21 protein-coding genes are annotated in these 26453 nt (G+C 73.9%); 16 read left to right on the top strand and 5 right to left on the bottom strand.

The window, feature by feature from the left end; translation table 11 throughout:
• Positions 1-206 precede the first annotated feature (206 nt).
• The 4 genes from TNCT1_RS01175 (at position 207) to nudC (ending at position 9931) form a co-directional block, all read left to right on the top strand.
• The gene (locus TNCT1_RS01175) at positions 207-3518 is read left to right on the top strand and encodes an ATP-dependent DNA helicase (RefSeq protein WP_143627183.1); all 3312 of its coding nucleotides are present in this window, start codon (positions 207-209) and stop codon (positions 3516-3518) included.
• A 112-nt stretch (positions 3519-3630) separates the two neighbouring features.
• Positions 3631-7395: an ATP-dependent DNA helicase gene (locus TNCT1_RS01170; protein WP_143627181.1), complete on the top strand. Its 3765-nt coding sequence runs from the start codon at positions 3631-3633 to the stop codon at positions 7393-7395.
• A 47-nt stretch (positions 7396-7442) separates the two neighbouring features.
• Entirely contained in the window at positions 7443-8846 is a 1404-nt protein-coding gene (locus TNCT1_RS01165) for a dipeptidase (protein ID WP_143627178.1), read from the top strand.
• Positions 8847-8986: 140 nt separating this feature from the next.
• Positions 8987-9931 (top strand): NAD(+) diphosphatase, encoded by a 945-nt coding sequence (gene nudC, locus TNCT1_RS01160; protein ID WP_143627176.1) that lies wholly within the window; start codon positions 8987-8989, stop codon positions 9929-9931.
• Between the two features lie 180 nt (positions 9932-10111).
• Here nudC and TNCT1_RS01155 read toward each other — a convergent pair whose 3' ends face one another.
• Complete coding sequence (locus TNCT1_RS01155; protein ID WP_143627174.1) at positions 10112-10369, bottom strand: mycoredoxin; 258 nt, start codon at positions 10367-10369, stop codon at positions 10112-10114.
• 214 nt (positions 10370-10583) lie between these two features.
• Here TNCT1_RS01155 and TNCT1_RS01150 point away from each other — a divergent pair, with 214 nt between their 5' ends.
• From TNCT1_RS01150 to TNCT1_RS01135, 4 genes are all read left to right on the top strand, one after another.
• Positions 10584-12779 carry an ATP-dependent DNA helicase UvrD2 gene (locus tag TNCT1_RS01150; protein WP_143627171.1) on the top strand — a complete coding sequence of 732 codons (2196 nt, stop codon included), beginning with the start codon at positions 10584-10586 and terminating at the stop codon, positions 12777-12779.
• Positions 12780-12980: 201 nt separating this feature from the next.
• The gene (locus tag TNCT1_RS01145; RefSeq protein ID WP_373920455.1) at positions 12981-13262 is read left to right on the top strand and encodes a hypothetical protein; all 282 of its coding nucleotides are present in this window, start codon (positions 12981-12983) and stop codon (positions 13260-13262) included.
• A gap of 175 nt (positions 13263-13437) precedes the next feature.
• Entirely contained in the window at positions 13438-13806 is a 369-nt protein-coding gene (locus tag TNCT1_RS01140) for a WhiB family transcriptional regulator (protein ID WP_143627167.1), read from the top strand.
• Positions 13803-14126 (top strand): hypothetical protein, encoded by a 324-nt coding sequence (locus tag TNCT1_RS01135; protein ID WP_143627165.1) that lies wholly within the window; start codon positions 13803-13805, stop codon positions 14124-14126. Before TNCT1_RS01140 ends, TNCT1_RS01135 begins: the two co-directional genes overlap by 4 nt.
• A gap of 105 nt (positions 14127-14231) precedes the next feature.
• Here TNCT1_RS01135 and TNCT1_RS01130 read toward each other — a convergent pair whose 3' ends face one another.
• Entirely contained in the window at positions 14232-15599 is a 1368-nt protein-coding gene (locus TNCT1_RS01130) for an AarF/ABC1/UbiB kinase family protein (protein ID WP_143627163.1), read from the bottom strand.
• Entirely contained in the window at positions 15592-16824 is a 1233-nt protein-coding gene (locus tag TNCT1_RS01125; RefSeq protein WP_143627161.1) for a TOMM precursor leader peptide-binding protein, read from the bottom strand. The genes TNCT1_RS01130 and TNCT1_RS01125 overlap by 8 nt, the downstream gene beginning before the upstream one ends.
• A 278-nt stretch (positions 16825-17102) precedes the next feature.
• Between TNCT1_RS01125 and TNCT1_RS01120 the strand changes: the two genes are divergently transcribed.
• The 4 genes from TNCT1_RS01120 to TNCT1_RS01105 all read left to right on the top strand — a co-directional run bounded on the left by TNCT1_RS01120 (position 17103) and on the right by TNCT1_RS01105 (position 20959).
• A complete protein-coding gene (locus tag TNCT1_RS01120; RefSeq protein WP_143627159.1) occupies positions 17103-17699 on the top strand; it encodes a M48 family metallopeptidase in 597 nt (198 codons plus the stop codon).
• 136 nt (positions 17700-17835) lie between these two features.
• On the top strand, positions 17836-19494 hold the full coding sequence (locus tag TNCT1_RS01115; protein WP_143627156.1) for a TerD family protein: 1659 nt from the start codon (positions 17836-17838) through the stop codon (positions 19492-19494).
• 11 nt (positions 19495-19505) lie between these two features.
• Complete coding sequence (locus tag TNCT1_RS01110) at positions 19506-20186, top strand: AIM24 family protein (protein WP_143627154.1); 681 nt, start codon at positions 19506-19508, stop codon at positions 20184-20186.
• A gap of 17 nt (positions 20187-20203) precedes the next feature.
• Complete coding sequence (locus TNCT1_RS01105) at positions 20204-20959, top strand: AIM24 family protein (protein ID WP_143627152.1); 756 nt, start codon at positions 20204-20206, stop codon at positions 20957-20959.
• 64 nt (positions 20960-21023) lie between these two features.
• Here the strand turns inward: TNCT1_RS01105 and TNCT1_RS01100 are convergent, their stop codons facing one another.
• Both TNCT1_RS01100 and TNCT1_RS01095 read right to left on the bottom strand, forming a co-directional pair.
• On the bottom strand, positions 21024-21545 hold the full coding sequence (locus TNCT1_RS01100) for an NUDIX hydrolase (RefSeq protein WP_143627150.1): 522 nt from the start codon (positions 21543-21545) through the stop codon (positions 21024-21026).
• Complete coding sequence (locus tag TNCT1_RS01095; RefSeq protein ID WP_143627148.1) at positions 21542-22981, bottom strand: zinc-dependent metalloprotease; 1440 nt, start codon at positions 22979-22981, stop codon at positions 21542-21544. The genes TNCT1_RS01100 and TNCT1_RS01095 overlap by 4 nt, the downstream gene beginning before the upstream one ends.
• Positions 22982-23172: 191 nt before the next feature.
• Here TNCT1_RS01095 and TNCT1_RS01090 point away from each other — a divergent pair, with 191 nt between their 5' ends.
• The 4 genes from TNCT1_RS01090 (at position 23173) to TNCT1_RS01080 (ending at position 26378) form a co-directional block, all read left to right on the top strand.
• A complete protein-coding gene (locus TNCT1_RS01090) occupies positions 23173-24333 on the top strand; it encodes an SDR family oxidoreductase (protein WP_143627146.1) in 1161 nt (386 codons plus the stop codon).
• Positions 24334-24468: 135 nt separating this feature from the next.
• Positions 24469-24930: a molybdenum cofactor biosynthesis protein MoaE gene (locus TNCT1_RS01085; protein ID WP_143627144.1), complete on the top strand. Its 462-nt coding sequence runs from the start codon at positions 24469-24471 to the stop codon at positions 24928-24930.
• A 128-nt stretch (positions 24931-25058) separates the two neighbouring features.
• A complete protein-coding gene (locus tag TNCT1_RS35740; RefSeq protein WP_174266091.1) occupies positions 25059-25232 on the top strand; it encodes a hypothetical protein in 174 nt (57 codons plus the stop codon).
• Between the two features lie 51 nt (positions 25233-25283).
• Complete coding sequence (locus TNCT1_RS01080; protein WP_143627142.1) at positions 25284-26378, top strand: PDZ domain-containing protein; 1095 nt, start codon at positions 25284-25286, stop codon at positions 26376-26378.
• Positions 26379-26453 lie beyond the last annotated feature (75 nt).

Below are 26453 nucleotides of genomic sequence, written 5' to 3'. Positions count from 1 at the left end.
GCATGACGTACGTTCGTGTGGTGAGGGACGCGCGTGACGCCCGGGCCGCGAGGGACACGGGAGCCACGAGGGAACAACCGGAAGCCCTGCTTCCGTCCGATGCGGCGGCGTAGCGTCGGCCGCGCGTGTCCCCCTCACCCCGCGGCCACCGCCTCGCACGCGTGACCGCCCGCCCACCAGCACGACCACCAGGACCGGCGAACCACGTGAGCTCCTCCTCCACCACCAGCCGTCTGCCGCACCCACCGGTGCGGCAGGGGAACAGTGGCGCCTACCGGCTGGTCCGCACCCCGCCCGCCGCGCCCGGTCCCCCTCGACTGGACGCCGCCCAGCGCGCCGTGGTTGACCACGGCGCCGGGCCGCTGCTCGTCCTCGCCGGGCCCGGCACCGGCAAGACCACCACCCTGGTGGAGTCGGTGGCCGCGCGCATCGACCGCGGCGCCGACCCCGAACGCATCCTGGTGCTGACGTTCAGCCGCAGGGCCGCCGTCGACCTGCGCGACCGCATGGCCCTGCGCATCGGCGCGGCCCGCGCCCCCCGGGCGACCACCTTCCACTCGTACTGCTACGCCCTGCTCCGCGCCCACCAGGACAGCGGGCTGTTCGCGGAGCCGCTGCGCCTGCTCTCCGGACCCGAGCAGGACGTCACCGTCCGCGGGCTGCTCGCCGGCCAGCCGGACCTGGAGCGGCTCGGCCTGGACCACGTGCGCTGGCCGGACGAGCTGCGCGCCTGTCTGACCACCCGCGGCTTCGCCGACGAGGTCCGGGCCGTGCTCGCCCGCAGCCGTGAGCTGGGTCTCGGCCCCGGCGCCCTGGACGCCTTCGCCCGCCGCATCGGACGCCCCGACTGGCGGGCCGCCGCCGCGTTCCTCGCCGAGTACCTCGACGTCCTCGACCTCCAGGGCGTCATCGACTACGCCGAACTCGTCCACCGGGCGGTGCTGCTCGCCCAGCGCCCCGAGGTCGCGGCCCGGCTCGCCGCCCGGTACGACGCCCTGTACGTCGACGAGTACCAGGACACCGACCCGGCCCAGGTCAGGCTCCTGCACGCCCTGGCCGGCGGCGGCCGCACCCTGGTCGCGTTCGGCGACCCGGACCAGTCGATCTACACCTTCCGGGGCGCCGACGTGAACGGCATCCTGGACTTCCCGGCGGCCTTCCCGCGCGCGGACGGCCGGCCCGCGCCCGTCGAGGTGCTGCGCACCGCCCGCCGCTCCGGCGCCGCCCTGCTGGCCGCCACCCGCCTGGTCACCCGGCGCATGCCGCTGACCCGCCTGCCCGCCGAGAAGGTGCGCGCCCACCGGGAGCCCGAGGCCGTACGCGACGGCGGCCGGGTCGAGGTCCACACCTACCCGACGCCCGGCACCGAGACGGACAACATCGCCGACATCCTGCGCCGCGCCCACCTGGAGGACGGCGTCCCCTGGAGCGACATGGCCGTCCTCGTGCGCGCCGGCTCCCGGAGCATCCCGACGCTCCGCCGGGCCCTGACCGCGGCGGGCGTCCCCCTGGACATCGACGGCGACGACCTGCCGCTGCGCCACGAGCCCGCGGTGGCGCCCCTGCTCACCGCCCTCAGAGCGGTGGCCACCGCCGAGTCACGGCCCGCGGAGGAGGAGACGGCAGGCGAGGAGCGCGACGTCTCCTGGCTCGACGCCGAGACGGCGCTCACCCTGCTCGCCTCCCCGCTCGCCGGCATGGACACCGCCGACCTGCGCCGTCTCGGACGCGCCCTGCGCGAGGAGGAACGGACCGCCGGGAACCCGCTGCCGGCGCCCTCCGACGAACTGCTCGCGCGGGCGCTCGCCGAACCCGAGCGTCTCGTCGTCCACGACCCGCTCTACGCGCGCGGGGCCCAGCGCCTCGGCGCGCTGCTGCGCACCGCCCGCGAGCGCCTCGCCGCCGGCGGCACGGCCGAGGAGGCGCTGTGGGACCTGTGGCAGGGCACACCCTGGCCCGGCCGGCTGGAACGCGCCGCCCGGCGCGGCGGCGCGGCCGGCCGCAACGCAGACCGCGACCTCGACGCGATCTGCGCGCTGTTCGCCACCGCCGCGCGCGCGGAGGAGCGGGTCGGCGGCCGCGGCGCCCTGAACTTCCTGGAGGAGATCGAGGCCCAGGACATCGCCGCCGACACCCTCACCCGCCGGGCCGTGCGCCCCGACGCCGTCCGCCTGATGACCGCGCACCGCGCCAAGGGCCTGGAGTGGCGGCTCGTCGTCGTGGCGGGCGTCCAGGAGGGACTGTGGCCCGATCTGCGCCGCCGCGGCTCCCTGCTGGAGGCCGACCGCATCGGCCGTGACGGACTCGCCGAACCGCTCACCCCGGGCGCGCTCCTCGCCGAGGAACGCCGCCTGTTCTACGTGGCCGCCACGCGCGCGCGTGAACGCCTCGTCGTCACCGCCGTGAAGGCGCCGGCCGACGACGGCGACCAGCCCTCCCGCTTCCTGACCGAGCTGGGTGTCGAACCCCGGGACGTCACCGGCCGCCCGCGCCGGCCGCTGTCCGTGGCCGCGCTCGTCGCCGAGCTGCGCGCCACGACCGTCGACCCGCAGGCGTCCGAGGCGCTGCGCGAGGCGGCAGCGCGCCGCCTGGCCAGGCTCGCCGCCCTCACCGACGAGGACGGCCGGCCCCTGGCGCCGTCCGCCCACCCCGACCGCTGGTGGGGCATGTACGAGCCGACCGAGAGCAAGGTGCCGCTGCGCGACCGCGATCAGCCCGTCGTGCTCTCCGGCAGCGCTCTCGACCAGCTCGCCAACACCTGCGCCCTGCAGTGGTTCCTGGGCCGCGAGGTGAAGGCCGACGCGCCCGCCACCGCCGCCCAGGGCTTCGGCAACGTCGTCCACGTCCTCGCCGACGAGGTCGCCTCCGGCCGCAGCCCGGCCGACCTCGACGTCCTGATGGAACGCCTGGATTCGGTGTGGAACGCGCTCGCCTTCGACGCGCCCTGGAAGTCGGCCCAGGAGAAGGACAACGCGCGCGCGGCCCTCGAACGCTTCCTGAACTGGCACGTCCTGGACCGCACCGGCCGCACCCCGGTGGCCAGCGAGCAGGACTTCGACGTCACCCTCGCCGCGGGTGACTACCGAGTCCGCATCCGCGGCCAGATGGACCGGGTCGAGACGGACGGCGAGGGCCGCGCCTACGTCGTCGACTTCAAGACCGGCAAGCAGGCGCCCAGCTCCGCCGACGTGGCCCGCCACCCCCAGCTCGCCGTCTACCAGCTCGCCGTGCGCGAGGGCGCCGCCGACGCCGCCTTCGACGGCGCCCGCCCCGAGGCCGGCGGCGCCGAACTGGTCCACCTGCGGCAGGGTGCCGCCGTACGCGACGGCGGGGAGAGCCTGCCCAAGGTGCAGACCCAGGAGCCGCCCGCGGGGGAGTGGGTCGGCGAGCTGCTGGCCACCGCCGCCGGGAAGGTCCTCGACGAACGCTTCACGCCGACCGCCGGCCAGCACTGCGCCCACTGCGCCTTCCGCGCCTCGTGCAGCGCCCGGCCGGAGGGGCGGCAAGTTGTCGAATGACCTGCCCGGAGGCACGTGACGTACGGCACCATACGCGCTGAGCTGCGGTTCTTCCCGTCAGCGCGGTCCGCGTGCGCCCGGTTGTCAGTGCTCGCCGCTAGCCTCTGACGACATGCCTGCCCGTATCACCGACCCCGAGCAGCTCAAGGAGCTCCTCGGCATCCCGTTCACCCCGGAGCAGACGGCCTGCATCACCGCGCCGCCCGCCCCGCAGGTGATCGTGGCCGGAGCCGGCTCGGGCAAGACAACGGTGATGGCGGCCCGCGTGGTCTGGCTGGTGGGCACCGGCCAGGTCGCCCCGGAACAGGTGCTCGGCCTGACCTTCACCAACAAGGCCGCGGGCGAACTCGCCGAACGCGTCCGCACCGCGCTGATCAAGGCCGGCGTCACCGACCCCGACGCCCTCCCGCCGCCCGGCGGGCACCCCTCGCCGGCGCAACCGCCGGCCGGACCCGTCGGGCCGGACAACGGCAACCCGCCGGGCGAGCCGGTCATCTCGACCTACCACGCCTTCGCCGGCCGGCTGCTGACCGACCACGGCCTGCGCCTCGGGCTCGAACCCACGTCCCGGCTGCTCGCCGACGCCACCCGCTACCAGCTCGCCGCGCGCGTGCTGCGCGAGGCGCCCGGCCCCTACCCCGCGCTCACCCGCTCCTTCGCCGACCTCGTCAGCGACCTGCTCACCCTCGACTCCGAGCTCGCCGAACACCTCGTCGACCCCGAGGAGCTGCGCGCCTGGGACGCAGGCCTGCTGCAGACCCTGGCCGGCGTCAGACTCACCAACGCCGACCTGCGCAGGGTCCCCGAGACCGCGGCCGCCCGCCGCGAACTCGCCGGCCTCGTCCTGCGCTACCGGGCCGCCAAGCGCGAACGCGACCTGCTCGACTTCGGCGACCAGATCGCGCTGTCCGCCCGCCTCGCCGGCATCCCCGAGGTGGGCCGCCTGCTGCGCGAGGAGTTCCGCGTCGTGCTCCTGGACGAGTACCAGGACACCTCCGTCGCCCAGCGCGTCCTGCTGTCGGGCCTGTTCGGCGGCGGCACCGGCCACCCCGTGACCGCCGTCGGCGACCCCTGCCAGGCCATCTACGGCTGGCGCGGCGCATCCGTCGCCAACCTCGACGACTTCCCCGAGCACTTCGCCCGCGGCGACGGCCGGCCCGCCACCCGCCAGGCACTCAGCGAGAACCGCCGCAGCGGGGGCCGCCTGCTCGACCTCGCCAACGGCCTCGCCGAGCCGCTGCGCGCCATGCACGCGGGCGTGGAGGCCCTCCGCCCGGCCCCCGGCGCCGAGCACGAGGGCACGGTCCGCTGCGCCCTGCTGCGCACCCACGCCGAGGAGACCGAGTGGATCGCCGACTCCATCGCCCACCTCGTCCGCACCGGCCGGGCGCCCGGCGAGATCGCCGTGCTGTGCCGCACGGCCACCGACTTCGCCGAGATCCAGGGCGCGCTCGTCGCCCGTGACATCCCCGTCGAGGTCGTCGGCCTCTCAGGGCTGCTGCACCTGCCCGAGATCGCCGACCTGGTCGCCGTCTGCGAGGTCCTCCAGGATCCCGGGGCCAACGCCTCCCTCGTCCGCCTGCTCACCGGCCCGCGCTGGCGCATCGGCCCCCGCGACCTCGCCCTCCTGGGCCGCCGCGCCCGGCTGCTGGTCGCCCACGCGCGGGCGGACGGCGCCGACGACCCCGACCGCAGGCTCGCGCAGGCCGTCGAGGGGACCGACCCCTCGGAGGTGATATCGCTCGCGGACGCCCTGGACACGTTCCTGGAGTCACCCCTGCGCGAGGACGGGCGGGACGACGACGCACTGCCGTTCTCCCCGGACGCGCGCGTGCGCTTCGCCCACCTCGCCAGGGAGCTCCGCGATCTGCGCCGCTCCCTGGCCGACCCGCTCCTCGACGTCCTGCACCGCGTCCTCGCCGTCACCGGCCTGGAGGTGGAGCTCTCCGCGTCCCCGCACGCGCTCGCCGCGCGCCGCCGCGAGACCCTGTCCAACTTCCTCGACGTCGCCGCCTCCTTCGCGGCCGGCGACGGCGAGGCCACCCTGCTGGCCTTCCTCGGCTTCCTGCGCACCGCCGCCCAGTACGAGAAGGGCCTCGACAACGCCCTGCCCGGCGGCGAGAACACCGTCAAGGTCCTCACCGCGCACAAGTCCAAGGGCCTGGAGTGGGACGTCGTGGCCGTCCCCGGACTGGTGACCGGCACCTTCCCCAGCGCCCAGGGCCGCGAGAAGTGGACCGCGCAGGCCAAGGTGCTGCCGCACGCCCTGCGCGGCGACACCGACACCCTGCCCGACGTCGGCTCCTGGGACTCCCGGGGCATGAAGGCCTTCCACGAGGCCATGAAGGAGCACCAGCGCACCGAGGAACTGCGCCTCGGCTACGTCACCTTCACCCGCCCCCGCTCCCTGCTCCTCGGCTCCGGACACTGGTGGGGACCCAGCCAGAAGAAGCCGCGCGGGCCCTCCGACTTCCTCCAGGCCCTCCACGACCACTGCGCCGCGGGCCACGGCGAGATCGAGGCCTGGGCCGACGAACCCGCCGAGGACGAGGAGAACCCGGCCCTGCACACGGCCGGCGCCGACCAGGCGTGGCCGCTGCCGCTGGACGACACCGCCCTGGCGCGGCGCCGCGCGGCCGCCGCGACGGTCCGCGCCCACCTGGACGCCCTGGCCGTCCGGCTCCACACCGACCACGACCCCGGCGCCCCCGGCGACCCGGACTGGCCGACGCCGCCGGACGAGGACTTCCCGGCCGGCGAGGACTTCCCGCACGAGGAGGCGTTCCCGTACGGCGACGACCCGTACGGGGAGGACCCGTACGGCGAGGACCCGTACGGCGGGGACCCGTACGGCGAGGATCCCTACGGCGAAGCCCCTTACGGCGAGGGCCCCGACAACGAAAACTCCAACGACGGCGTGCCCCACGAGGCGCGATCCGCGCGCGGCGGGCACGCCCCCGCCCCGCGGGAGCCCGACGACTGGGACACCTGGACCGCCGAACGGCCGGCCGTGCCCCACCAGGCACCCGCCCCCGACGAGCGGGCCGGACACCGCGGGCACGCCCCCGCCGGACCGGCGCACCCCGCGCACTGCACCAGGCCCGCCGGACCCGCGTACCCCGCGCCCCCCGCCGGGGACGAGACCGGCGTCACCCCCGAGGAGGCCCGCGCCATCGCCTCCTGGGACCGCGACCTCGACGCGCTCACCGGAGAGCTGCTGCGCGCCCGCCGCGGCATCACCGAAGTCCCCCTGCCGGCCACCCTCACCGCGTCCCAGCTGATGCTCCTCGCCCAGGACCCCGACGGACTCGCGCAGGAACTCGCCCGCCCCATGCCACGCCCCCCGCAGCCCGCCGCACGCCGGGGCACCCGCTTCCACGCCTGGGTCGAAGCCCGCTTCGAGGAGCTCACCCTGCCCATGCTCGAGCCGGACGAGTTGCCCGGCGCCGAGGCCGAGATCGCCGACGAGCGCGACCTCGAGGCCCTCAAGGAGGCCTTCGAGAACACCGAGTACGCCCACCGCACCCCCTACCGGATCGAGGCGCCCTTCCAGCTCACCCTCGCCGGACGGGTCGTGCGCGGCCGCATCGACGCCGTCTACCGAAGCGGCGACGGCGACCGCGCGACCTACGAGATCGTCGACTGGAAGACCAACCGCGCCCACACCGCCGACCCGCTCCAGCTCGCCGTGTACCGGCTGGCCTGGGCCGAGCAGCAGGGCGTACCGCCCGAGTCGGTCACGGCCGCCTTCCTGTACGTGCGCACCGGCGAGGTCGTACGCCCCGAGGACCTGCCGGACCGTGCCGCCCTGGAACGGCTGCTCACCGACGATCACCCGGACCACCCGCGAGAGGCGGCCGGGGGCGCCCGAGTGTGACGAACAGCCCGCCGAGGATGCCCCTGCGGGCCGATAGGCTCGTGAGCATGAGCCAGACCCCGGACAGCGCCGTCCGCACGTACATCGAAGAGCACCGCGCCGCCTTCCTCGACGACCTCGCCGCATGGCTGCGCATCCCCTCCGTGTCGGCCCAGCCCGACCACGCACCCGATGTACGGCGCAGCGCCGACTGGCTCGCCGCGAAGCTGGCGGAGACCGGCTTCCCGACCGTCGAGGTCTGGCCGACCCCGGGCGCCCCGGCCGTCTTCGCCGAGTGGCCCTCCGGCGACCCCCAGGCGCCCACCGTGCTCGTCTACGGCCACCACGACGTGCAGCCCGCCGCCCTCGAGGACGGCTGGGACAGCGAGCCCTTCGAGCCGGTCGTCCGCGGCAACCGCCTCCACGCGCGCGGGGCCGCCGACGACAAGGGCCAGGTGTTCTTCCACACACTCGGGGTCCGCGCCCACCTCGCCGCCACCGGCCGCACCGCACCCGCGGTCAACCTCAAGCTCCTCATCGAGGGCGAGGAGGAGTCCGGCTCCCCGCACTTCCGTGCCCTGGTGGAAGAGCGCGTCGGCCGGCTCGCCGCGGACGCCGTCATCGTCTCCGACACCGGCATGTGGTCCGAGGACACCCCGACCGTCTGCACCGGCATGCGCGGCCTCGCCGAGTGCGAGATCCGTCTGTACGGCCCCGACCAGGACATCCACTCCGGCTCCTTCGGCGGTGCCGTGCCCAACCCGGCCACCGCCGCGGCCCGCCTGGTCGCCGGCCTGCACGACGAGCACGCGCGCGTGGCCGTCCCCGGCTTCTACGACGGCGTCGTCGAGCTGACCGACCGCGAGCGCGAACTGTTCGCCCAGCTCCCCTTCGACGAGGAGCGGTGGCTGCGCACCGCCAGGTCGCGCGCGACCCACGGCGAGGCCGGGCACACCACCCTGGAGCGCGTCTGGGCCCGCCCCACCGCCGAGGTCAACGGCATCGGCGGCGGCTACCAGGGCCCCGGCAGCAAGACGATCATCCCGTCCTCCGCCACGGTGAAGCTCTCCTTCCGCCTCGTCGCGGGCCAGGACCCCGACCACATCGAGAAGGCCGTCCGCGCCTGGGCCGCCGAGCGGATGCCCGCCGGAATCCGGCAGGAGATCGAGTTCGGCGCCGCCACCCGCCCGTGCCTGACCCCGCTCGACCACCCCGCTCTGCAGTCCGTGGTCCGCGCCATGAGCCGGGCCTTCGAGGGACCCGTCCGCTACACCCGCGAGGGCGGCTCCGGACCCGCCGCCGACCTCCAGGAGGTCCTCGGCGCACCCGTCCTCTTCCTCGGCATCTCAGTCCCCTCCGACGGCTGGCACGCCCCCAACGAGAAGGTCGAGCTGGACCTCCTCCTCAAGGGCGTCGAGACCAGCGCCTACCTGTGGGGCGACCTCGCCGAGAACTGGCGGCACGCCCCCTGACCGGCGACCGCCGTACGCGCGGGGCACACTTGAGGAACCGCCCGCACGCCCCGCCCGCCCGGTGCGCTCCCGCCCTTAGTCCGCCGAACCACCCGCCGAAACGAACCGTTGCACTTGCACTGGGGGAGTTGGAAGCACCCGTGACCACCTGGACCGACCAGACCACCGACCGCCCCATCTCACTGACCGCCCCGGGCGGCATCGACCGCGCCGCCCACCACCGGCTCGACGAAGCCTGGCTCGCGGCGGCGTGGAGCCACCCCACGACCCGCTGCTTCGTGGTCTCCGGCGGCCAGGTCCTCATCGACGAGACGCCCGACGGCCGCACCGAGCTCGTCATGACCCCGTCCTTCGAGGCGCCGCTCACCGAAGCCCACCGCTACTTCCTCGGCAACGACGAGGAGGGCGTCAGCTACTTCGCGCTCCAGAAGGACTCCCTGCCCGGCCGCATCGACCAGTCCGCGCGCCCCGCGGGCCTGCGCGAGGCCGGACTGCTGCTGTCGCCGCGGGACGCGGGCCTCATGGTGCACGCCGTCGGCCTGGAGAACTGGCAGCGCACCCACCGCTTCTGCTCCCGCTGCGGCGAGCGCACGGTCATCGCCGCCGCCGGCCACATCCGCCGCTGCCAGGCCTGCGGCGCCGAGCACTACCCGCGCACCGACCCGGCGGTGATCATGGCTGTCACCGACGAGGACGACCGGATCCTGCTCGGCCGGCAGGTCCACTGGCCCGAGGGCCGCTTCTCCACGCTCGCCGGATTCGTCGAGCCCGGTGAGTCCATCGAGCAGGCCGTGCGCCGCGAGGTCTTCGAGGAAGCGGGCGTCGTCGTCGGCCCGGTCGAGTACGTGGCCAGCCAGCCCTGGCCCTTCCCGTCCAGCCTCATGCTCGGCTTCATGGCCCGCGCCACCTCCACCGACATCACCGTCGACGGCGACGAGATCCACGAGGCCCGCTGGTTCTCCCGCGAGGACCTGTGCACGGCCTTCGAGACCGGCGAAGTGCTGCCGCCCTACGGCATCTCCATCGCCGCCCGCCTGATCGAGATGTGGTACGGCATGCCGCTGCCGACGCGCAGCGTCGTCTAGGACGCGGGACGGTCCGCCGTCCCAGACCCCGCCGGCCCGTCGGGGCGGGCGGGGTCGCGTCGCCTGTCCATGCCGCGCACGGTAGCCGCAGGGTCCGACAGTCCGGTCCGCGACGCACGCGGGCACGCAGAACCCCCGACCGGCCGTCCAGGCCGTCGGGGGTCGTGCGGCGGGGGAGGGTCAGGCGGTGAGGGCCTGCTTCACCTGGGCGAGGCTGGGGTTCGTCATCACGACCTCGTTGCCACCGGCGGTGGGGACCACCCGGACGGTCGGGACCGTCTGGTTTCCGCCGTTCGCCTTCTCCACAAAGGCCGCGGACTCCGGGTCCTGCTCGATGTTGATCTCGGTGTACGCGATGCCCTCGCGGTCCAGCTGGCTCTTCAGCCGACGGCAGTAGCCACACCAAGTCGTGCTGTACATCGTCACAGTGCCCTGCATGTCTCTCGCGCTCCTCAGGCAGCTCGGGGAAGTTCGTCCAGGGAGTGAACGCGGCGGGCGGGGCGGGCATTCCCCGCCCTTCGCGCCGGCCCGGACGGCGCGGGCCCCGCCGGGCCCGCCTCTGTCTGTGACGCCCGCCGCATAAGTACGACCGCGGGCCCCCGCCTGTGGACAACCGGCACAGCGGCCCCGGGCGACCTGGCAGCATGGCCATGTGACACCAGCAACGCTCTCCACCCTCTTCCCGCAGGTACCGGGCACGCCCGACGCGGTGCTCGAAGGGCTCGACCCCGAGCAGCGCGAGGTGGCCACCGCCCTGCACGGCCCGGTGTGCGTCCTGGCCGGAGCGGGCACCGGCAAGACCCGGGCGATCACCCACCGCATCGCCTACGGCGTCCGGGCGGGCATCCTCCAGCCGTCCAGCGTGCTCGCCGTCACCTTCACCAACCGCGCCGCCGGAGAGATGCGCGGGCGCCTGCGCCAGCTCGGGGCCCAGGGCGTCCAGGCCCGCACCTTCCACTCCGCCGCGCTGCGGCAGCTCCAGTACTTCTGGCCGAAAGCCGTCGGTGGTTCCATGCCCCGGCTGATCGACCGCAAGATCCAGCTCGTCGCCGACGCGGCCGCCGCGTGCAACCTCCGCCTCGACCGGGGCGAGCTGCGGGACGTCACCGGCGAGATCGAATGGTCCAAGGTCACCCAGACCGTCCCGGCCGACTACGCGTACGCGGCTGCGAAGGCCGGCCGGGAAGCCCCGCGCGACCCGGCGGAGATCGCCCACGTCTACGCCGCCTACGAGAACCTCAAGCGGGACCGCGCGGTCATCGACTTCGAGGACGTCCTGTTGCTGACCGTCGCCGTCCTGCAGGACCGGCACGACATCGCCGAGCAGGTCCGCGCCCAGTACCAGCACTTCGTCGTCGACGAGTACCAGGACGTCAGCCCCCTGCAGCAGCGGCTCCTGGAGCTGTGGCTGGGCGACCGCGAAAGCCTGTGCGTCGTCGGCGACGCCAGCCAGACGATCTACTCGTTCACCGGAGCAACGCCCGACCACCTCATCGACTTCCGCGCCCGCCACCCCCGCGCCACCGTCGTCAAGCTGATCCGCGACTACCGCTCCACCCCGCAGGTCGTGCACCTCGCCAACGGCCTGCTCGGCCAGGCCCGCGGCCGCGCCGCCGACCACCGGCTGGAACTCGTCTCCCAGCGCGCCCCCGGCCCCGAACCCGTCTACGCCGAGTACACCGACGAGCCCGCCGAGGCCGAGGGCGCCGCCCGCCGCATCCGCGAGCTCGTCGACGCCGGCGTCCCGGCCTCCGAGATCGCCGTCCTGTTCCGTACGAACTCCCAGTCCGAGACCTACGAGCAGGCCCTGGCCGACGCCGGCGTCCCCTACCAGCTGCGCGGCGCGGAACGCTTCTTCGACCGGCCCGAGGTGCGCAAGGCGGGCGTCGCCCTGCGCGGCGCGGCCCGCTTCGGCGGCAACGACTCCCTGCTGGACGACGTCGTCGACCTGCCCTCACAGGTGCGCGCCGTCCTCTCCGGAGAGGGCTGGACCAGCACGCCCCCGGCCGGCTCCGGCGCCGTCCGCGAACGCTGGGAGTCGCTGGCCGCCCTGATCAACCTCGCCCACGACTTCTGCGCCGCCCGCCCCGACGCCACCCTCGGCGACTTCGTCGCCGAACTCGACGAGCGGGCCGGCGCCCAGCACGCCCCCACCGTCCAGGGCGTCACCCTGGCCTCCCTGCACGCGGCCAAGGGCCTGGAGTGGGACGTGGTCTTCCTCGTCGGCGTCGCCGAGGGCATGGTGCCGATCACCTACGCCAGGACCGACGAACAGATCGAGGAGGAGCGCCGCCTCCTCTACGTCGGCGTGACCCGCGCCCGGGAGCGCCTCCACCTCTCCTGGTCCCTGTCCCGGGCACCGGGCGGCCGGCCCAACCGCAGGCCCAGCCGCTTCCTCGACGGCCTGCGCCCCGGAAGCGCCGCCACCTCCGGCCGCACCGGCGCCGGCGCCGCCGGAGGCATCGAACGCGGCACGGCCGTGCGCGCCCCGGCCGTCCCCCGGCGCACCCAGCGCACCGTGGCCCGCTGCCGGGTCTGCGGCCGCACCCTCACCGACGCCGGCGAGATGAAGCTGATGCGCTGCGAGGACTGCCCCTCCGACATGGACGAAGGCGTCTACGAGCGGCTGCGTGAATGGCGCGCCGTCCAGGCGGAGCGCAGCGGGCAGCCGGACTTCTGCGTCTTCACCGACCGCACCCTGATGGCCATCGCCGAGGCGCGGCCCGAGGACCCCGCCGAACTCTCCCGGATCCCCGGCGTCCGCGCCCGCAAGCTGCAGCGCTACGGAGCCGATGTTCTGGCCATCTGCGCAGGCCAGGAGATCGGGACGGAGGGCGGGCAGGACTGACCCCAACTCGTCGAAAAAATAGTTTGCGCATGCCCCGCGAATCCCCATAGGTTCTAGGCACGGAAGCGGCGGCCTTCTCCGAGGCCCTGACTCCGTGTTGTACTTGCATACCCGAGCGGATCGGTTCACCCCGGTCCCCCAAGACGCCGAGAGGAGGCGAGTCAAGTGATCAGCATCAAGACCATCATCAGCGCGGCCAAAATGACCGATCGCTCGGCCGTCTCCACGTGCATGCTCGGCGCCTCGAACCAGGGCACCGGTCTGTCCGGCATCCGTGCCGTCCGTCCGGCGTCCTCCCCTGCTCTCGCGGTCCTTCCCGTCCGTGAGCGCAATGAGCGACCGACGAAGGCACTGGAAGCGGTAGCGGCACAGGCGCATGCCTATGCCTTTGCGGCGGCCGGTGCCGGATTCCGGAAGCAGACGACGCAGCACCACCTGATGTGGGCCTTCCGTGGGCCAGAACCCTGGAGTGATCCAGCCTGATCGCCGATCAGGCCGGCGCCTTCAGGGCCGCGGAACCCCACCCGGGATCCGCGGCCCTTCTGTTTGCCCCGAACGGGGACGACGGAGCGAAGGGGCCTCGGGACAGGAAAAGAACCCGGTACCAAGCCGACGCCCGGTCAACCGGCCGGAACGACCAGACGAGGAAGACCTGATCGTGCAACTCGAAGCGCACGCCCCGTCCGTACCGCCTTCACAAACGCTCCCCCCGCCCGGCCTCACGGAGGACTCCACCTTGATCCCGCTCACCGCGCTCACCGCGCTCGACGACGCCATCGAGAACCTCGGCGTACCCGTCCCCTGCCGTTCCTACGACCCCGAGGTCTTCTTCGCCGAGTCGCCGGCCGACGTCGAGTACGCCAAGTCCCTCTGCCGCACCTGCCCGCTGATGGAGGCCTGCCTGGCCGGGGCGAAGGAGCGGCGTGAGCCCTGGGGCGTCTGGGGTGGCGAGCTGTTCGTCCAGGGGGTCGTCGTCGCCCGCAAGCGGCCGCGTGGCCGCCCGCGCAAGAACCCGGTCACAGCATGAACGCCGCAGGAACCATCGACCGTCCCCTCACGCACGACCCCAAGAAGCAGGCCCCGATGAAGCCGTCCACCAGCGAGCCCGCAGGCTCCGCGACCCCAGACTTCACCACCACCGGCGCGATCGACTCGCGTCAGAACAGGACCCGAGAGATGCAACTCATCCCAGAAGCCCTGGCTCGTGCGCATATGCACGACCTGCTGCAAGGCGCCGAGCAGGAGCGCCGGGCCGTGCGCCTGGCGACCGCCCGGCGGATGCAGCGCCGGGCGGAGCGCGCCTCGATGCGCGCTCGCCGTGCGCTGGCCATGGCCGTCATGCAGTGATCCGGCACACCTGAAGCGGTGGCCTCCCGGCGACGGGAGGCGAAGCCTTCGCCGCGGGGGCCGGTCCGTCCGCACGGACCGGCCCCCGCGGCGCGTTCGCGGCGCTCACGCCTCCGCGGGCTCCTCCTCGTCCAGCTCGTCCGCCGCGACGAAGCCGGGCAGCCACTCCTCCAGTTCGTCACGCAGCCGCACCGTGGCCCCGAGCTGGCAGAGCACACCGATGGTGCTCAGCGTCACCCGGTGGATCAGCAGGTAAGCCGGCGGCAGGTTGAGCCGCTTGCCGAGCTGGTAGGCGGGGGAGCGGACGTCGGCGATGCGGGCCGCCTGGCTGCGCATCCACGAACGGGTGAAGGTGAACGCCTCGACCCGGGCCGGTTCGATGATCGGCAGCAGGTAGTCGAGGACCGCCTCGGGATCCAGCTCTATCGAGTCCTTGACGAACCCCTCCGAGCACAGCAGCTCGTAGACCGTCTCGGCCTCGCCGTCCAGGGTCATCCGCAGGGAGACGCCTATCGGCTCCGGCAGACCGCCCGGGAGCCGGTCGACCGTGCCGAAGTCCAGGACGCCCAGGCGCCACTCGCCGTCGCCGTCCGGGTCGCCCGGCAGCAGGCGGAAGTTGCCCGGGTGCGGGTCGGCGTGCAGCAGTCCGGTGCGGGCCGGGCCCGAGAAGAGGAAGCGGGCCAGGAGCTGGCCGGCCCGGTCGCGCTGCTCCTCGGTGCCGTCGTTGATGACCTCCGACAGCGGGATCCCGTCGATCCACTCGGTGACCAGGATCTGGTCGCACTGGTGGACCACCGCCGGGACCACCACGTCGGGGTCGTCCGCGAACTCCGCCGCGTGCGCCTGCTGGGCCTGCGCCTCCAGCGCGTAGTCCAGTTCCTCGGAGACCCGGTCCCGCATCTCCGCGATCAGCGGCTTGATGTCCATGCCGGGGATCAGCGGCCCCAGCAGCCGGGCGAAGCGGCTGAGCTGGCTCAGGTCGGACAGCAGGGCCTCGCCCGCGCCCGGGTACTGCACCTTGACCGCCACCTCGCGGCCGTCGTGCCACAGCGCCCGGTGCACCTGCCCGATGGAGGCGGCGGCCGCCGGCTTGTCCTCGAACTCCAGGAACAGCTCACGCCACCCGGCGCCCAGCCGCTCCTCGAGCACCGCGTGCACCGTGCGGGTGGGCATCGGCGGCGCCGCGTCCTGGAGCTTGGTCAGCGCCGCGCGGTAGGGGCCCGCGATCTCCTCGGGCAGGGCGGACTCGAAGACGGACATCGCCTGCCCGAACTTCATGGCCCCGCCCTTCAGCTCGCCGAGGACCTTGAACAGCTGCTCCGCCGTGCGCTGCTGGAGTTCCCTGCCGACGATCTCCGCGGACTCGCCCACGATCCGCTTGCCCAGCCCCCAGGTCGCCCGGCCGGCGAAGCCGAGCGGGAGCGCGGCGAGCTTGGCGGTTCGGGTGACCGCCTTGCGCGGAAGATCAGACATGCGCCCTCCAAGTCCCTGTCGGCCGCAACGCGACTGCCTCGCGTCGTTGCTCCGGCGACGGCCGTGGTACAGCCATTGTCCCGCGTGGCTCCCCATTCGTGGAGGAGTGCTCCCCCTCACCCCTCTCCGCCGCCCCGCAGCCGCATGCCGGATGCGCGGCCACCGGCCGGGAATGCCAGGTCAGACCGGGCAGGGATGCCTCCCAGCGGGTGCCCGCGCTGGACGGCCACTCCCCGTCGAGGAAGGCCGTGGCGTGGGCCGCGGCCAGTCCGGCGACGGCCGTGGCGAGAGCCAGATCACAGGCTCCCACCCGGCGGGCGTCGCCGGAACGCCACTGGGCGACCAGCCGGGGCCAGGCCGGATCGTGGTCCGCGCGCTCCTGGTGCAGGCAGCCCGCGCAGCCCGTGGCGCCGGGCAGGACGAGGGGCCCGACCACGCCCGTACCCTCCACGACCCCGGCGTACAGATGGGGCGTGCCGGAGGCCATGAGCGGCTCGGCGGTGAACGGGTCCGGGGCGTGCACGGCGACGTCGTCCCGCGGGGCGAGGATCACCAGGGAGAGGCCGGGATCGCCGGCGCCCACGCCGTCGGGGGCCGTGGCGCGGCCGGAGCGGGTGCGGCGCGCCGGCCGGCCCGGGGCCGCTCTGCGGACGGCCGCCCGGGCCGCCTCCTGCCGGCGTTCGCGCAGCGAGTCGGCGGACAGCCCGCCCGGCGCCACGTCCCACGGCTCGACCCGCCCCACGTCGCGCACGTCGACCTCCCCGACCCCGGCCCCGGACAGCACCGAAGCCAGCAGGACCCCGACCCGCCCCGCGCCCCGCACCTGCACGCGCAGCGAGCCGCGGGCGGCGAGCCGGCCGAGCGCGCCGCCCGGTTCGGGCGTGGTCAGGGACAGTGAGGCGAGGTCGGGGCGCAGCCGCTCCATCACGTCCGTCCTCTCCCGCAGCGCGTCGGCGGCCGGTCCGCCGCCGCGTGTGTCGTCGAGCAGGCCCGCGCGGCCCAGCCGCGCGAGCAGCGTGTCGACGTGGCCGTCCGGCAGGTCCATGCGCCGGCCCTCGTCCCGCAGCAGGGGCAGGCCGCGGGTGCCGTTGAGCAGGTCGAGGAAGCTGCCGGTCGCCGTGTCCATCGGTCCCAGTGTCATCGCGTGCGCCGGGGTCATCCCGAACTGCACCGTGTTGAGGTCGCGCCAGCCGCGCCGCAGCGCGGGTTTCACCATCGGATGCATGACAGCCCCCGTGTCCGTCGCATTCTCCTGAATCGTCCCCTGAGCGGGCAGACATCCCGCGGCCGGTGGAGCCGGTCGTGCTCCGCCGACCTCGCCAAGCATGCCGGGCCGTGCCGGAGGCGTGCCCGAGGTTGTCCACAGGCTGGGGGTGTTCGTCGTACGAATCGACGGCATCACCCGGGCATATCGGTCGTACAAATCAGACACACGGAGGGGCGCACAAGGCCGGGCGTCCCGGCGCCGGGACTTCGGCCCGGCCCAGCGGGTAACGTCGGGGCGTGCCCGCCGACCCCCTGAACCGCGCCGGACAACCGCAGCGCGGCATGACGAACCAGCCGCCGAGCGGCTCGGGGGCGAGCCCGATCGAGGTGCGCAGGAGCACCCGGCGCCGCCGGACGGTCTCCGCCTACCGTGAGGGCGACCGCACCGTCGTGCTGATCCCCGCCAGGATGTCGGAGGCGGAGGAACGGCGCTGGGTGACCCTCATGCTCGACAAGCTCGCCGCCCAGGAGAGCAGACGGACGCTGGGCGACGCCGAGCTGACCGGGCGCGCCGAACGGCTGTCGGCCCAGTACTTCGACGGCCGGGCGCGCCCCGCGTCCGTCCGCTGGGTCACCAACCAGAACACCCGCTGGGGCTCGTGCACCCCGGCCGAGGGCAGCATCCGCCTCTCCCACCGGCTGCAGGGGATGCCGGAGTACGTCGTGGACTACGTCCTCTGCCACGAGCTGGCGCACCTGCTGGTGCCCGGTCACGGGGCCGACTTCTGGCGGCTGCTGGAGAACTACCCGCGCACCGAGCGGGCCCGCGGCTACCTCGAAGGGGTGGTGGCGGCCGGCCGGCTGCCCCACGTGCCCGGCGCGCGCGACGAGTGACCGGGGCCGTCGGCGGGGCGTGCGGCCGGTTGTGTACCGGCTCTGTACCGACTCGCACCGGCCGCGTCCTTTGCCGAAGTTTGCGGTTAGCCTGACGCGACGCACTCACATTCGGGATGGGGGACGGTCGTAACGCATGGCCAGGGAATTCCAACGCGGCCACAAGGCCAGGATCAGTGACCTCACCGCGGGCACCGATCTGTACGTAGGCGTGCAGATCGCCGGCCCCGGACTGACCTTCGACATCAGCTGCTTCGGACTGGACGCCGACGAGCGCCTCTCGGACGACCGGTACTTCGTCTTCTTCAACCAGCCGAAGTCCCCGGAGGAGTCCATCCAGCTGCTGGGCGCCCAGGCCGGCGACACGGAGTCGTTCCGCGTCACGCTGGACCGCGTCCCCGACGGCATCCGCAAGCTCTCCTTCACGGCGACCGTCGACGGCGCCGGGCAGATGTCGCAGATCGGCCCCGGATACCTGCGCATCGTGGCCGGCGGCGAGGAGGTCGCGCGGTACTCCTTCGACGGTTCGGAGTTCTCCACCGAGCGGGCCGTGATGCTCGGTGACCTCTACTTCAAGGACGTCTGGCGGTTCGCCGCGGTCGGACAGGGCTTCGACGGCGGCCTCGAGGCGCTGCTGAAGAACTTCGGCGGCGAGGTGCTGGAGGAGGAGGCCCCGGCCGCCCCGCCGCAGCCGCAGTCAACGGCCGCCCCCGGCTTCGCACCGCCCGCCCAGGCCGCCGCCCCGCCCGCGTTCTCCGCCCCCGCCGCCCCGGCTCCCGTGCCCGCTCCGGCCCCGCAGGGCTTCGCCCCGCCCGGCGGCTCCCCGCCCCCGCCCCCGGCGCCGGCCCCGAACCTGCACGGCGCGCCGACGGTCATCGCGCCCCTGGCCCCGCCCGCCGGCGGCGCCGTCCCGCCTCCGGCCCCGGCCCCCGCGCCGTACGGCCAGCCGCCGCAGCCGCCCTACGGCGGCCAGCCCGGCGCGCCATTGCCCCCGGGCTACGGCCAGCAGCCCTCCCACGGCGGCCAGCCCGGGGCGCCCATGCCTCCCGGCTACGGCCAGCAGCCGCCGTACGGTCAGGTCCCCGGCCAGCAGGCCGCCGGGTACGGCGTCCCGCAGGGCGCCCCCCAGGGCGGCGCCGGCGTGACGGCCGCCCTCCAGGCGTTCAAGGAGACCCCCACCGGGCAGCGCTGGACGCTGCAGAACTCCAAGCTCATCCGCGTCGACCTCGGCGTCGGCGGTCAGCCCGTGCTGGCCCGGCAGGGCAGCATGGTGCTCTACCAGGGCAAGGTCGACTTCAACTACAAGGGCGCCGGGTTCACCGGACGGATCGTCGGCAACGCCACCGGCCAGGAGATGCAGCTGATGCGCTGCACCGGCCAGGGCCAGGTGTTCCTCGCCGACGAGTCCACCCACCTGCACCCCGTGGAGCTCCAGGGCGACGCGATCTGCGTCTCCGCGGAGAACGTCCTCGCCTTCGACGAGAGCCTCCAGTACGAGGTCCGGCGGATCGAGGGCCACGGCATCCCCGGCGGCGCGCTGTTCACGATGCAGTTCCAGGGCACCGGCACGATCGTCGTCAAGACGCACGGCACCCCCGTCGTGCTGCCGGTGACGCCGACGACGTTCGCCGACTGCCAGGCGGTGGTCGCCTGGTCGGCGGCCGCCCAGGTGATCGTCTCCAGCCAGGTCCGGATGCGCCGCAACGCCTACCCGGGGGACACCGAGGAGAGCGTCAACCTGCAGTTCCGGGGCGCTCCCGGCAACTTCATCGTGGTCCAGCCGTACGAGGTCTGAGGGAGCCCGTCATGAACCAGCCGCTCGCGGGCTACGCCCCCGCACCCGTCACCGCCCGCATGGAGAATCACGGCAACCACATGCTGAAGGTCGCCATGCAGACCGGCAGCGACCTCCTCGCGCGCGTGGGGTCGATGGTCGCCTACGAGGGCTTCATCCAGTACGAGCCCAACCCGCCCGCCGTCCGCCAGGTCGCCCGCGACTGGATCACCGGCGAGGGCGCCCCGCTGATGAAGTGCTCCGGCGACGGACTGCTCTACCTCGCCGACTACGGCGCCGACGTCGTCGTGATCAACCTCAACGGCGACGGCATCTCGGTCAACGCCACCAACCTGCTCGCCTTCGACGCCCACCTCACCTGGGGCGTCGAGCGGGTCAAGGGGCTCGCCAAATTCGCCGGGCAGGGCCTGTGGAACACCAGGATCTCCGGTCAGGGCTGGGTGGCGCTGACCTCCCGGGGCAAGCCGATCGTCGTCGACTGCGGCGGCGGCGAGGACGAGACGTACGTCGACCCGGACGCGCTCGTCGCCTGGTCCCCGAACCTCAAGGTGAAGGGCAAGCGCAGCTTCAAGGCCCAGTCGCTGATCGGCCGGGGCAGCGGCGAGGCCTACCAGATGGCGTTCTCCGGCCAGGGCATCGTCGTCGTCCAGCCCAGCGAGGACAGCACCGACCGCCTCCGGGTCCGGGGCTGAGGGGGAGTCAGAACACCATGCAGAGCCCGCTTTTCGCCCACAACGACCAGCAGACCCAGGAGCGCTGGAGCCTGCAGAACAAGCAGATGCTCCGCGTCACCCTGGAGGGCCACGACGACCTTCTCGCCCGCAAGGGCACCATGGTCGCCTACCAGGGCCTCGTCGAGTTCGACGCCGAGTACCGCGGCAGCGGCCAGGCACGCGCGCGCAGGTACACCGGCGAGGGCCTGGACCTGATGCGCTGCCACGGGCAGGGCACGGTCTACCTCGCCAACCTCGCCCAGTACGTGCACCTCATGGACGTCGACCAGGACGGTCTGACGGTGGACAGCTCCTACGTCCTCGCCATGGACTCCACGCTGCACCACGAGGTCATCGCCGTCGACAGCCTCTACGGCATCTCCGGTTCCGGGAAGTACCAGCTGAACATCACCGGGCACGGCAAGGTCGCCCTGATGACCTCGGGCGCGCCGCTGCTGATGCGGGTCACGCCGGACAAGTACGTCAACTGCGACGCCGACGCCATCGTCGCCTGGTCCACCGGGCTGCGGGTGCAGATGCAGGCCCAGACGCACTCCTCCGGCGTCTGGCGGCGGCGCGGCAGCACCGGCGAGGGCTGGGAGCTGAGCTTCATGGGCGCCGGCTTCGCGCTGGTGCAGCCCAGCGAGCTGCTGCCGCCGCAGCACGCGCAGATCGGGCAGGGCCTCGCCGCGCAGTTCGGCATGGGGCAGCAGGGCGCGCGCGGGCAGAACCAGGGCAACGTCTGGAGCTGACCCGCGGTGAGCGAGGGTGAGGGGCGTCCGCCGCGTGCGGACGCCCCTCACCCGCGTCCGGCGTTCACAGCCGGGCGCGCGCCGCTTCCAGCAGCCTCACGACCGACTCGTCGGCCACGCCGGCCACCTCGTCGTAGCGGAACCAGCGCAGGTCCAGCGACTCGTCGCTGATCTCCTGGACCGCTCCCGGCGGAGCGAGCGCCGCGTACTGCACGTCGAAGTGGCAGTGGCAGGGCGGCGGGATCGGATGCCGGTCCAGCCGGACCGGGCCGCCGGGCACCAGGGACAGCCCCGCGATGCCCGACTCCTCCGTCGCCTCCCGCAGGGCGGCGTCCCGCAGGGTGGCGTCGCCGGGCTCGCAGTGGCCGCCCATCTGCAGCCACATCCGCAGCTTCCGGTGCAGGGTGAGCAGCACCCGGCCGCGCTCGGGGTCGACCACCAGCGCGCTCGCCGTGAGGTGACCGGCCCCGCACGCCTTCCACATGCCGTCCGGGTGCGCCGCCAGATGGTCGAGATAGGCCTGGCGCAGCCCCTCCTGGCCGTCGTACGCCTTCAGCTCCAGGACGGCCTCGTCGTGCAGGCTCACTCGGTCTCGTCGCCCTTGTCGTCCTCGTCCTTCTTGCGCAGGTCGGGCTTGCCCGCGGCGCCGCCCGCGGCCTCGCCGAGCATCTTGTCCAGCTCGGAGAAGTCGAGCTGCTCGCGGTGCACGAAGCCGTCGGGGTCGTCCAGGTCGGTGGCCGTCGGCAGCATGTCCGGGTGGGCCCACAGGGCGTCCCGGCCGTCCACCCCGCGCGCGTCCGTGAGCGAGGCCCACAGCCGGGAGGCGTCACGCAGCCGGCGCGGGCGCAGCTCGAGGCCGATCAGCGTGGCGAACGTCTGCTCCGCCGGGCCGCCGGAGGCGCGGCGGCGGCGCAGCGTCTCGCGCAGCGCGTCGGCGGAGGACAGACGCGGCTTAGCGGCCGCGTGCACCACCGCGTCCACCCAGCCCTCGACGAGCGCCAGAGCGGTCTCCAGACGGGCCAGCGCCGCCTTCTGCTCGGGCGTGTCCTCCGGCTGGAACATGCCCTGCTGGAGGGCGTCCTGCAGCTGCTCGGGGTTCTGCGGGTCGAACTGCCCGACCACGTCCTCCAGCTTGGCCGTGTCGACCTTGATGCCGCGCGCGTAGCCGTCGACGGCGCCGAACAGGTGCGAGCGCAGCCACGGCACGTGCGCGAACAGGCGCTGGTGCGCCGCCTCGCGCAGGGCCAGGTAGAGCCGGACCTCCTCCTGCGGCACGCCGAGGTCCTTGCCGAACGCCGCCATGTTGGCCGGGAGCAGCGCGGCCTTGCCGGCCGGGCTCAGCGGCAGGCCGATGTCGGTGGAACCGACCACCTCGCCCGCGAGCACGCCGACGGCCTGCCCGATCTGCGTGCCGAACATGGCGCCGCCCATCGAGCGCATCATGCCGATCAGCGGGCCCGCCATGGCCTGCATCTCCTCCGGCAGCACGTCGCCCATGGCCGCGCCGACCCGCTCGGCGACCGGGTCGACCAGCTCCTGCCACGCGGGCAGGGTGGCCTCGACCCACTCGGCGCGGGACCAGGCCACCGCCGAGGCCGCGCCCGACGGCAGGGACGTGGCGTCGTCCAGCCACAGGTCGGCCAGGCGGACGGCCTCCTGGACCGCGGAGCGCTCGGCGTCGCCGACGCTGGCGTCCTTGACGCCGTCCGACGTGCCCTGGGCGACCGTCTGGCGGGCGATCTGCTTGGCCATGTCCCAGTTAACCGGGCCGCCCTCGTAGGAGAGCATCTGGCCGAGCTGCTGGAACGCGGCGCCCAGGTCGGTGGGGTTCAGGGATCCGAACATCGCTGCGAGCGGGTTGTCGGCGCCGGGGCCGCCAAAGCCTCCGGCTCCGGGCAGCCCGAAACCGAACTGGTTGCCCGGTCCCTGCTCACCACCGCTCTGCTGGTCCTTCTTCTTGCCCTCGTCGCCGTCTTCCGGCTTCTCCGGCGGAAGGCCGAATCCGAATGGGGTGTCACTCACGGGGTTCCTCGGCTGGTAAGGCCACCGGTTCTCTCCGGCGGCGCGGCTGCCCGACGTCACCACCCAGCGTAGACACCCGGACCCGATCGGGCCTCGGTGCTTCGCCCACGGAAAGCCTGCGGCAGGATGGATGCACCTGGTACGTGCGCCTCACTCGCGCCCGTACCGAAGACAACCGCTGGAGACGCCCGGTGAGTTCCCCAGATCCGCAGGTTCGCGCAGCGCGAAACCGTTCAGACCGCCCGTCGCCCGACCGAAGCCCCTCGGCCCCGGCGCCGCGCGCCGACGGCGCGACCGCCGTGCGCGGGCCCGTCGTGGCGGTCACCGGCGCGGCCGCCGGGGTCGGCGCCATGCTCACCGAGCGGCTCGCCGCCTCCGAGGAGATCAAGCAGGTCATCGCCATCGACGAACGGCGCGGGGAGTGCGCCGCCGCCCAGTGGCACATCCTCGACGTCCGCGATCCGGCGATCGCGGACAAGCTGCGGGGCGCGGACGTGGTGGTGCACCTCGCGCTCGACCTCGACCTGGAGACCGATCCCGCGGCGCGCACGGCCTACAACGTCCGCGGCACGCAGACCGTGCTGACCGCCGCGGCGGCGGCCGGAGTGCACCGGGTGGTGCTGTGCACCTCCGCGATGGTCTACGGGGCGCTGCCGGACAACGAGCTGCCCCTGTCGGAGGACGCCGAGCTGCGCGCGACGGCCGAGGCCACCGGCGTCGGGGACCTGCTGGAGATCGAGCGGCTGGCGCGGCGCGCCCCGCGCGCGCACCCGGGTCTGAACGTCACGGTGGTGCGGCCCGCGGTGCTGGTGGGAGGCACCGACACCGCGCTGACCCGGTACTTCGAGTCGCCCCGGCTGCTGGTGGTCGCCGGGTCGCGGCCGGCCTGGCAGTTCTGCCACGTCGAGGACCTGTGCGGCGCTCTGGAGTACGCCGTCCTGGAGAAGGCCGACGGGGAGCTGGCCGTCGGCTGCGACGGGTGGCTGGAGCAGGAGGAGGTCGAGGAGCTGAGCGGCATCCGGCGGATGGAGCTGCCGTCGGCGGTCGCCCTGGGCGCGGCCGCCCGGCTGCACCGGATCGGGCTCACCCCGTCCCCGGCGGGCGACCTGGCGTACACGATGTACCCCTGGGTGGTCAGCGGGAGCCGGCTGCACGACGCCGGGTGGCGGCCCCGCTGGACCAACGAGGAGGTGCTGGCGGAGCTGCTGGGCGAGGTCTCCGGGCGGCACACGGTCGTCGGCCGCAGGCTGGGGCGCAAGGACGCCACGGCCGCCGGAGCGGCGGGCGCCACGGTGGCGCTGCTGGGCGCGGCCGCCGTGGTGCGGCGGGCCCGCAAGGCCCGCCGGCGGTGAGGCGGACGGCCCCCGCGGCGTCCTCCGCGGGAACCGCGTCCGGCGCGCCCTGTAGGAGGCTCCAAGACCCCGCGCGCGCGTGCCTGGTGAAAGTCGTATTCCGGGACGGGGGATGCGTGGGGCACGATGGAGGGCATGGCACCCACGAACGATCACCCCGGTGAGCAGGCGGCGCAGGACCCCATCAAGCTGATCGGCGTCCGGGACGCCCCGCTCTCCGTCGACGAGGTGTTCGCGGCCGTCGGGGACGACGCGGCCGGCGGCGTCGCGCTGTTCGTGGGGACGGTGCGCGACCACGACGGGGGCGCCGACGTCGACGCGCTCGGGTACTCCTGCCACCCCAGCGCCGAGGCCGAGATGCGGCGGATCGCCGAGAAGGTCGCCGCCGAGTTCCCCGTGCGGGCGCTGGCCGCCGTCCACCGGGTGGGCGACCTCCGGGTCGGGGACCTCGCCGTCGTCGTCGGCGTGTCGTGCCCCCATCGGGGTGAGGCCTTCGAGGCCTGCCGCCGGCTCATCGACGACCTGAAGCACGAGGTGCCCATCTGGAAGCACCAGCGGTTCTCCGACGGGACCGAGGCATGGGTCGGCGCCTGCTGACCGGCGTCACCGCGCGCGCAGCGGCCCGTCCGCTTGCGTAACCACCCCCCGCGCGTGAGCGTTGTCAGTGCGGATGGTTAATCTGCTGATCACTCAGTCGCGGACACTCATGGGGTTGGGAGGTCGGCATGGCGGCTCTCGCCTGGTTGCTGATTCCGCTGGTGGCCGCGGTCGCGGCCGGACTGTGGGGCAGTTGGGCCAACCGGACCCGCAGGACCCGCAGCGACGGCCCCGAGCTGGACGGGTACGCCCGGTTCCGCGAGGCCATGGAGAAGCAGTCTTCGGGCGCCCCCGGCGCCTGAGTCGAGGTGCCCTCACGGTGCGCTGACGGAGTCGTCCCGTACTGTCGTGGCATGCCACGCCGCACCGCGACGATGCTCGCCTCCACCCTGATGCTGATCGCGCTCCTGTGCGCGGGAGTGCTCATCCCCGTGCCGTACGCGGAGATGTCCCCCGGGCCCACCGTGAACACGCTCGGGGAGCACGACGGCGAGCCGGTGCTGCAGATCTCCGGCCACAGGACCTACGCGACCGACGGCCACCTGAACATGACCACCGTCCGGGTCACCAGCGCCGACTTCCGGATGAACCTGGTGGAGGCCGTCTACGGCTGGCTGGCGCACGACAGCAAGATCGTGCCGCACGACACCCTCTACCCGGACGGCAAGACCGAGGAGCAGTCCAGCCAGGAGAACGCCGAGGAGTTCAGCCAGTCCCAGGAGAGCGCCAAGGTCGCCGCCCTGAAGGAGCTGGGCGTCCCGGTGAAGTCCTGGGTCATCGTCTCCACCGTCGTCAAGGGCACCCCGGCCGAGGGGCGGCTGCACGCCGGGGACGTGATCAAGGCCGTGGACGGCACGGCCGTCAAGCAGCCGACCGACGTCGCCAAGCTCGTCACCCGGCACAAGCCCGGCGAGAAGGTCGTCTTCACCGTGGTCCCCGCCAAGGAGCAGGCCGCGGCCGAGAAGCGGCACGGCACGGCGACGCAGACCCGGGACGTCGGCATCACGACCGCGACCTCCCACGACAGCGGGGCGCGGCGCGCCGTCGTCGGGATCTCCGCCGGCACCGACCACACGTTCCCGTTCAGCATCGACATCAAGCTCGCCGACGTGGGCGGACCGAGCGCCGGGCTGATGTTCGCGCTCGGCATCTACGACAAGCTCACCCCGGGCAGCCTCACCGGCGGCAACTTCGTCGCCGGCACCGGAACCATCGACGACAACGGGACGGTCGGGCCGATCGGCGGCATCGAGATGAAGACCGTCGGCGCGCGCAGCAAGGGCGCACGGTACTTCCTCACCCCCGCCGACAACTGCGCGGCGGCCGCCAAGGACACCCCGGGCGGGCTCACGCTCGTCAAGGTCAAGACCATCGGCGACGCGCTCGACGCCCTGAAGGACATCCGCGCCGGCGACACCGCCGCCCTGCCGAAGTGCACCGCCAAGTAGCCGGCCTTCGGCACGGAAAGCCGCCGGGGGCGCTCCCGGTCACCCGGGGCGCCCCCGTCGCCGTACCGCGGGAGG

This window comes from Streptomyces sp. 1-11 (genome assembly GCF_007176755.1).
In the GTDB taxonomy this organism is placed as follows: domain Bacteria; phylum Actinomycetota; class Actinomycetes; order Streptomycetales; family Streptomycetaceae; genus Streptomyces.
Note: the sequence above shows the minus strand (reverse complement) of the source record. Positions and strands in the feature narration are given on the sequence as shown.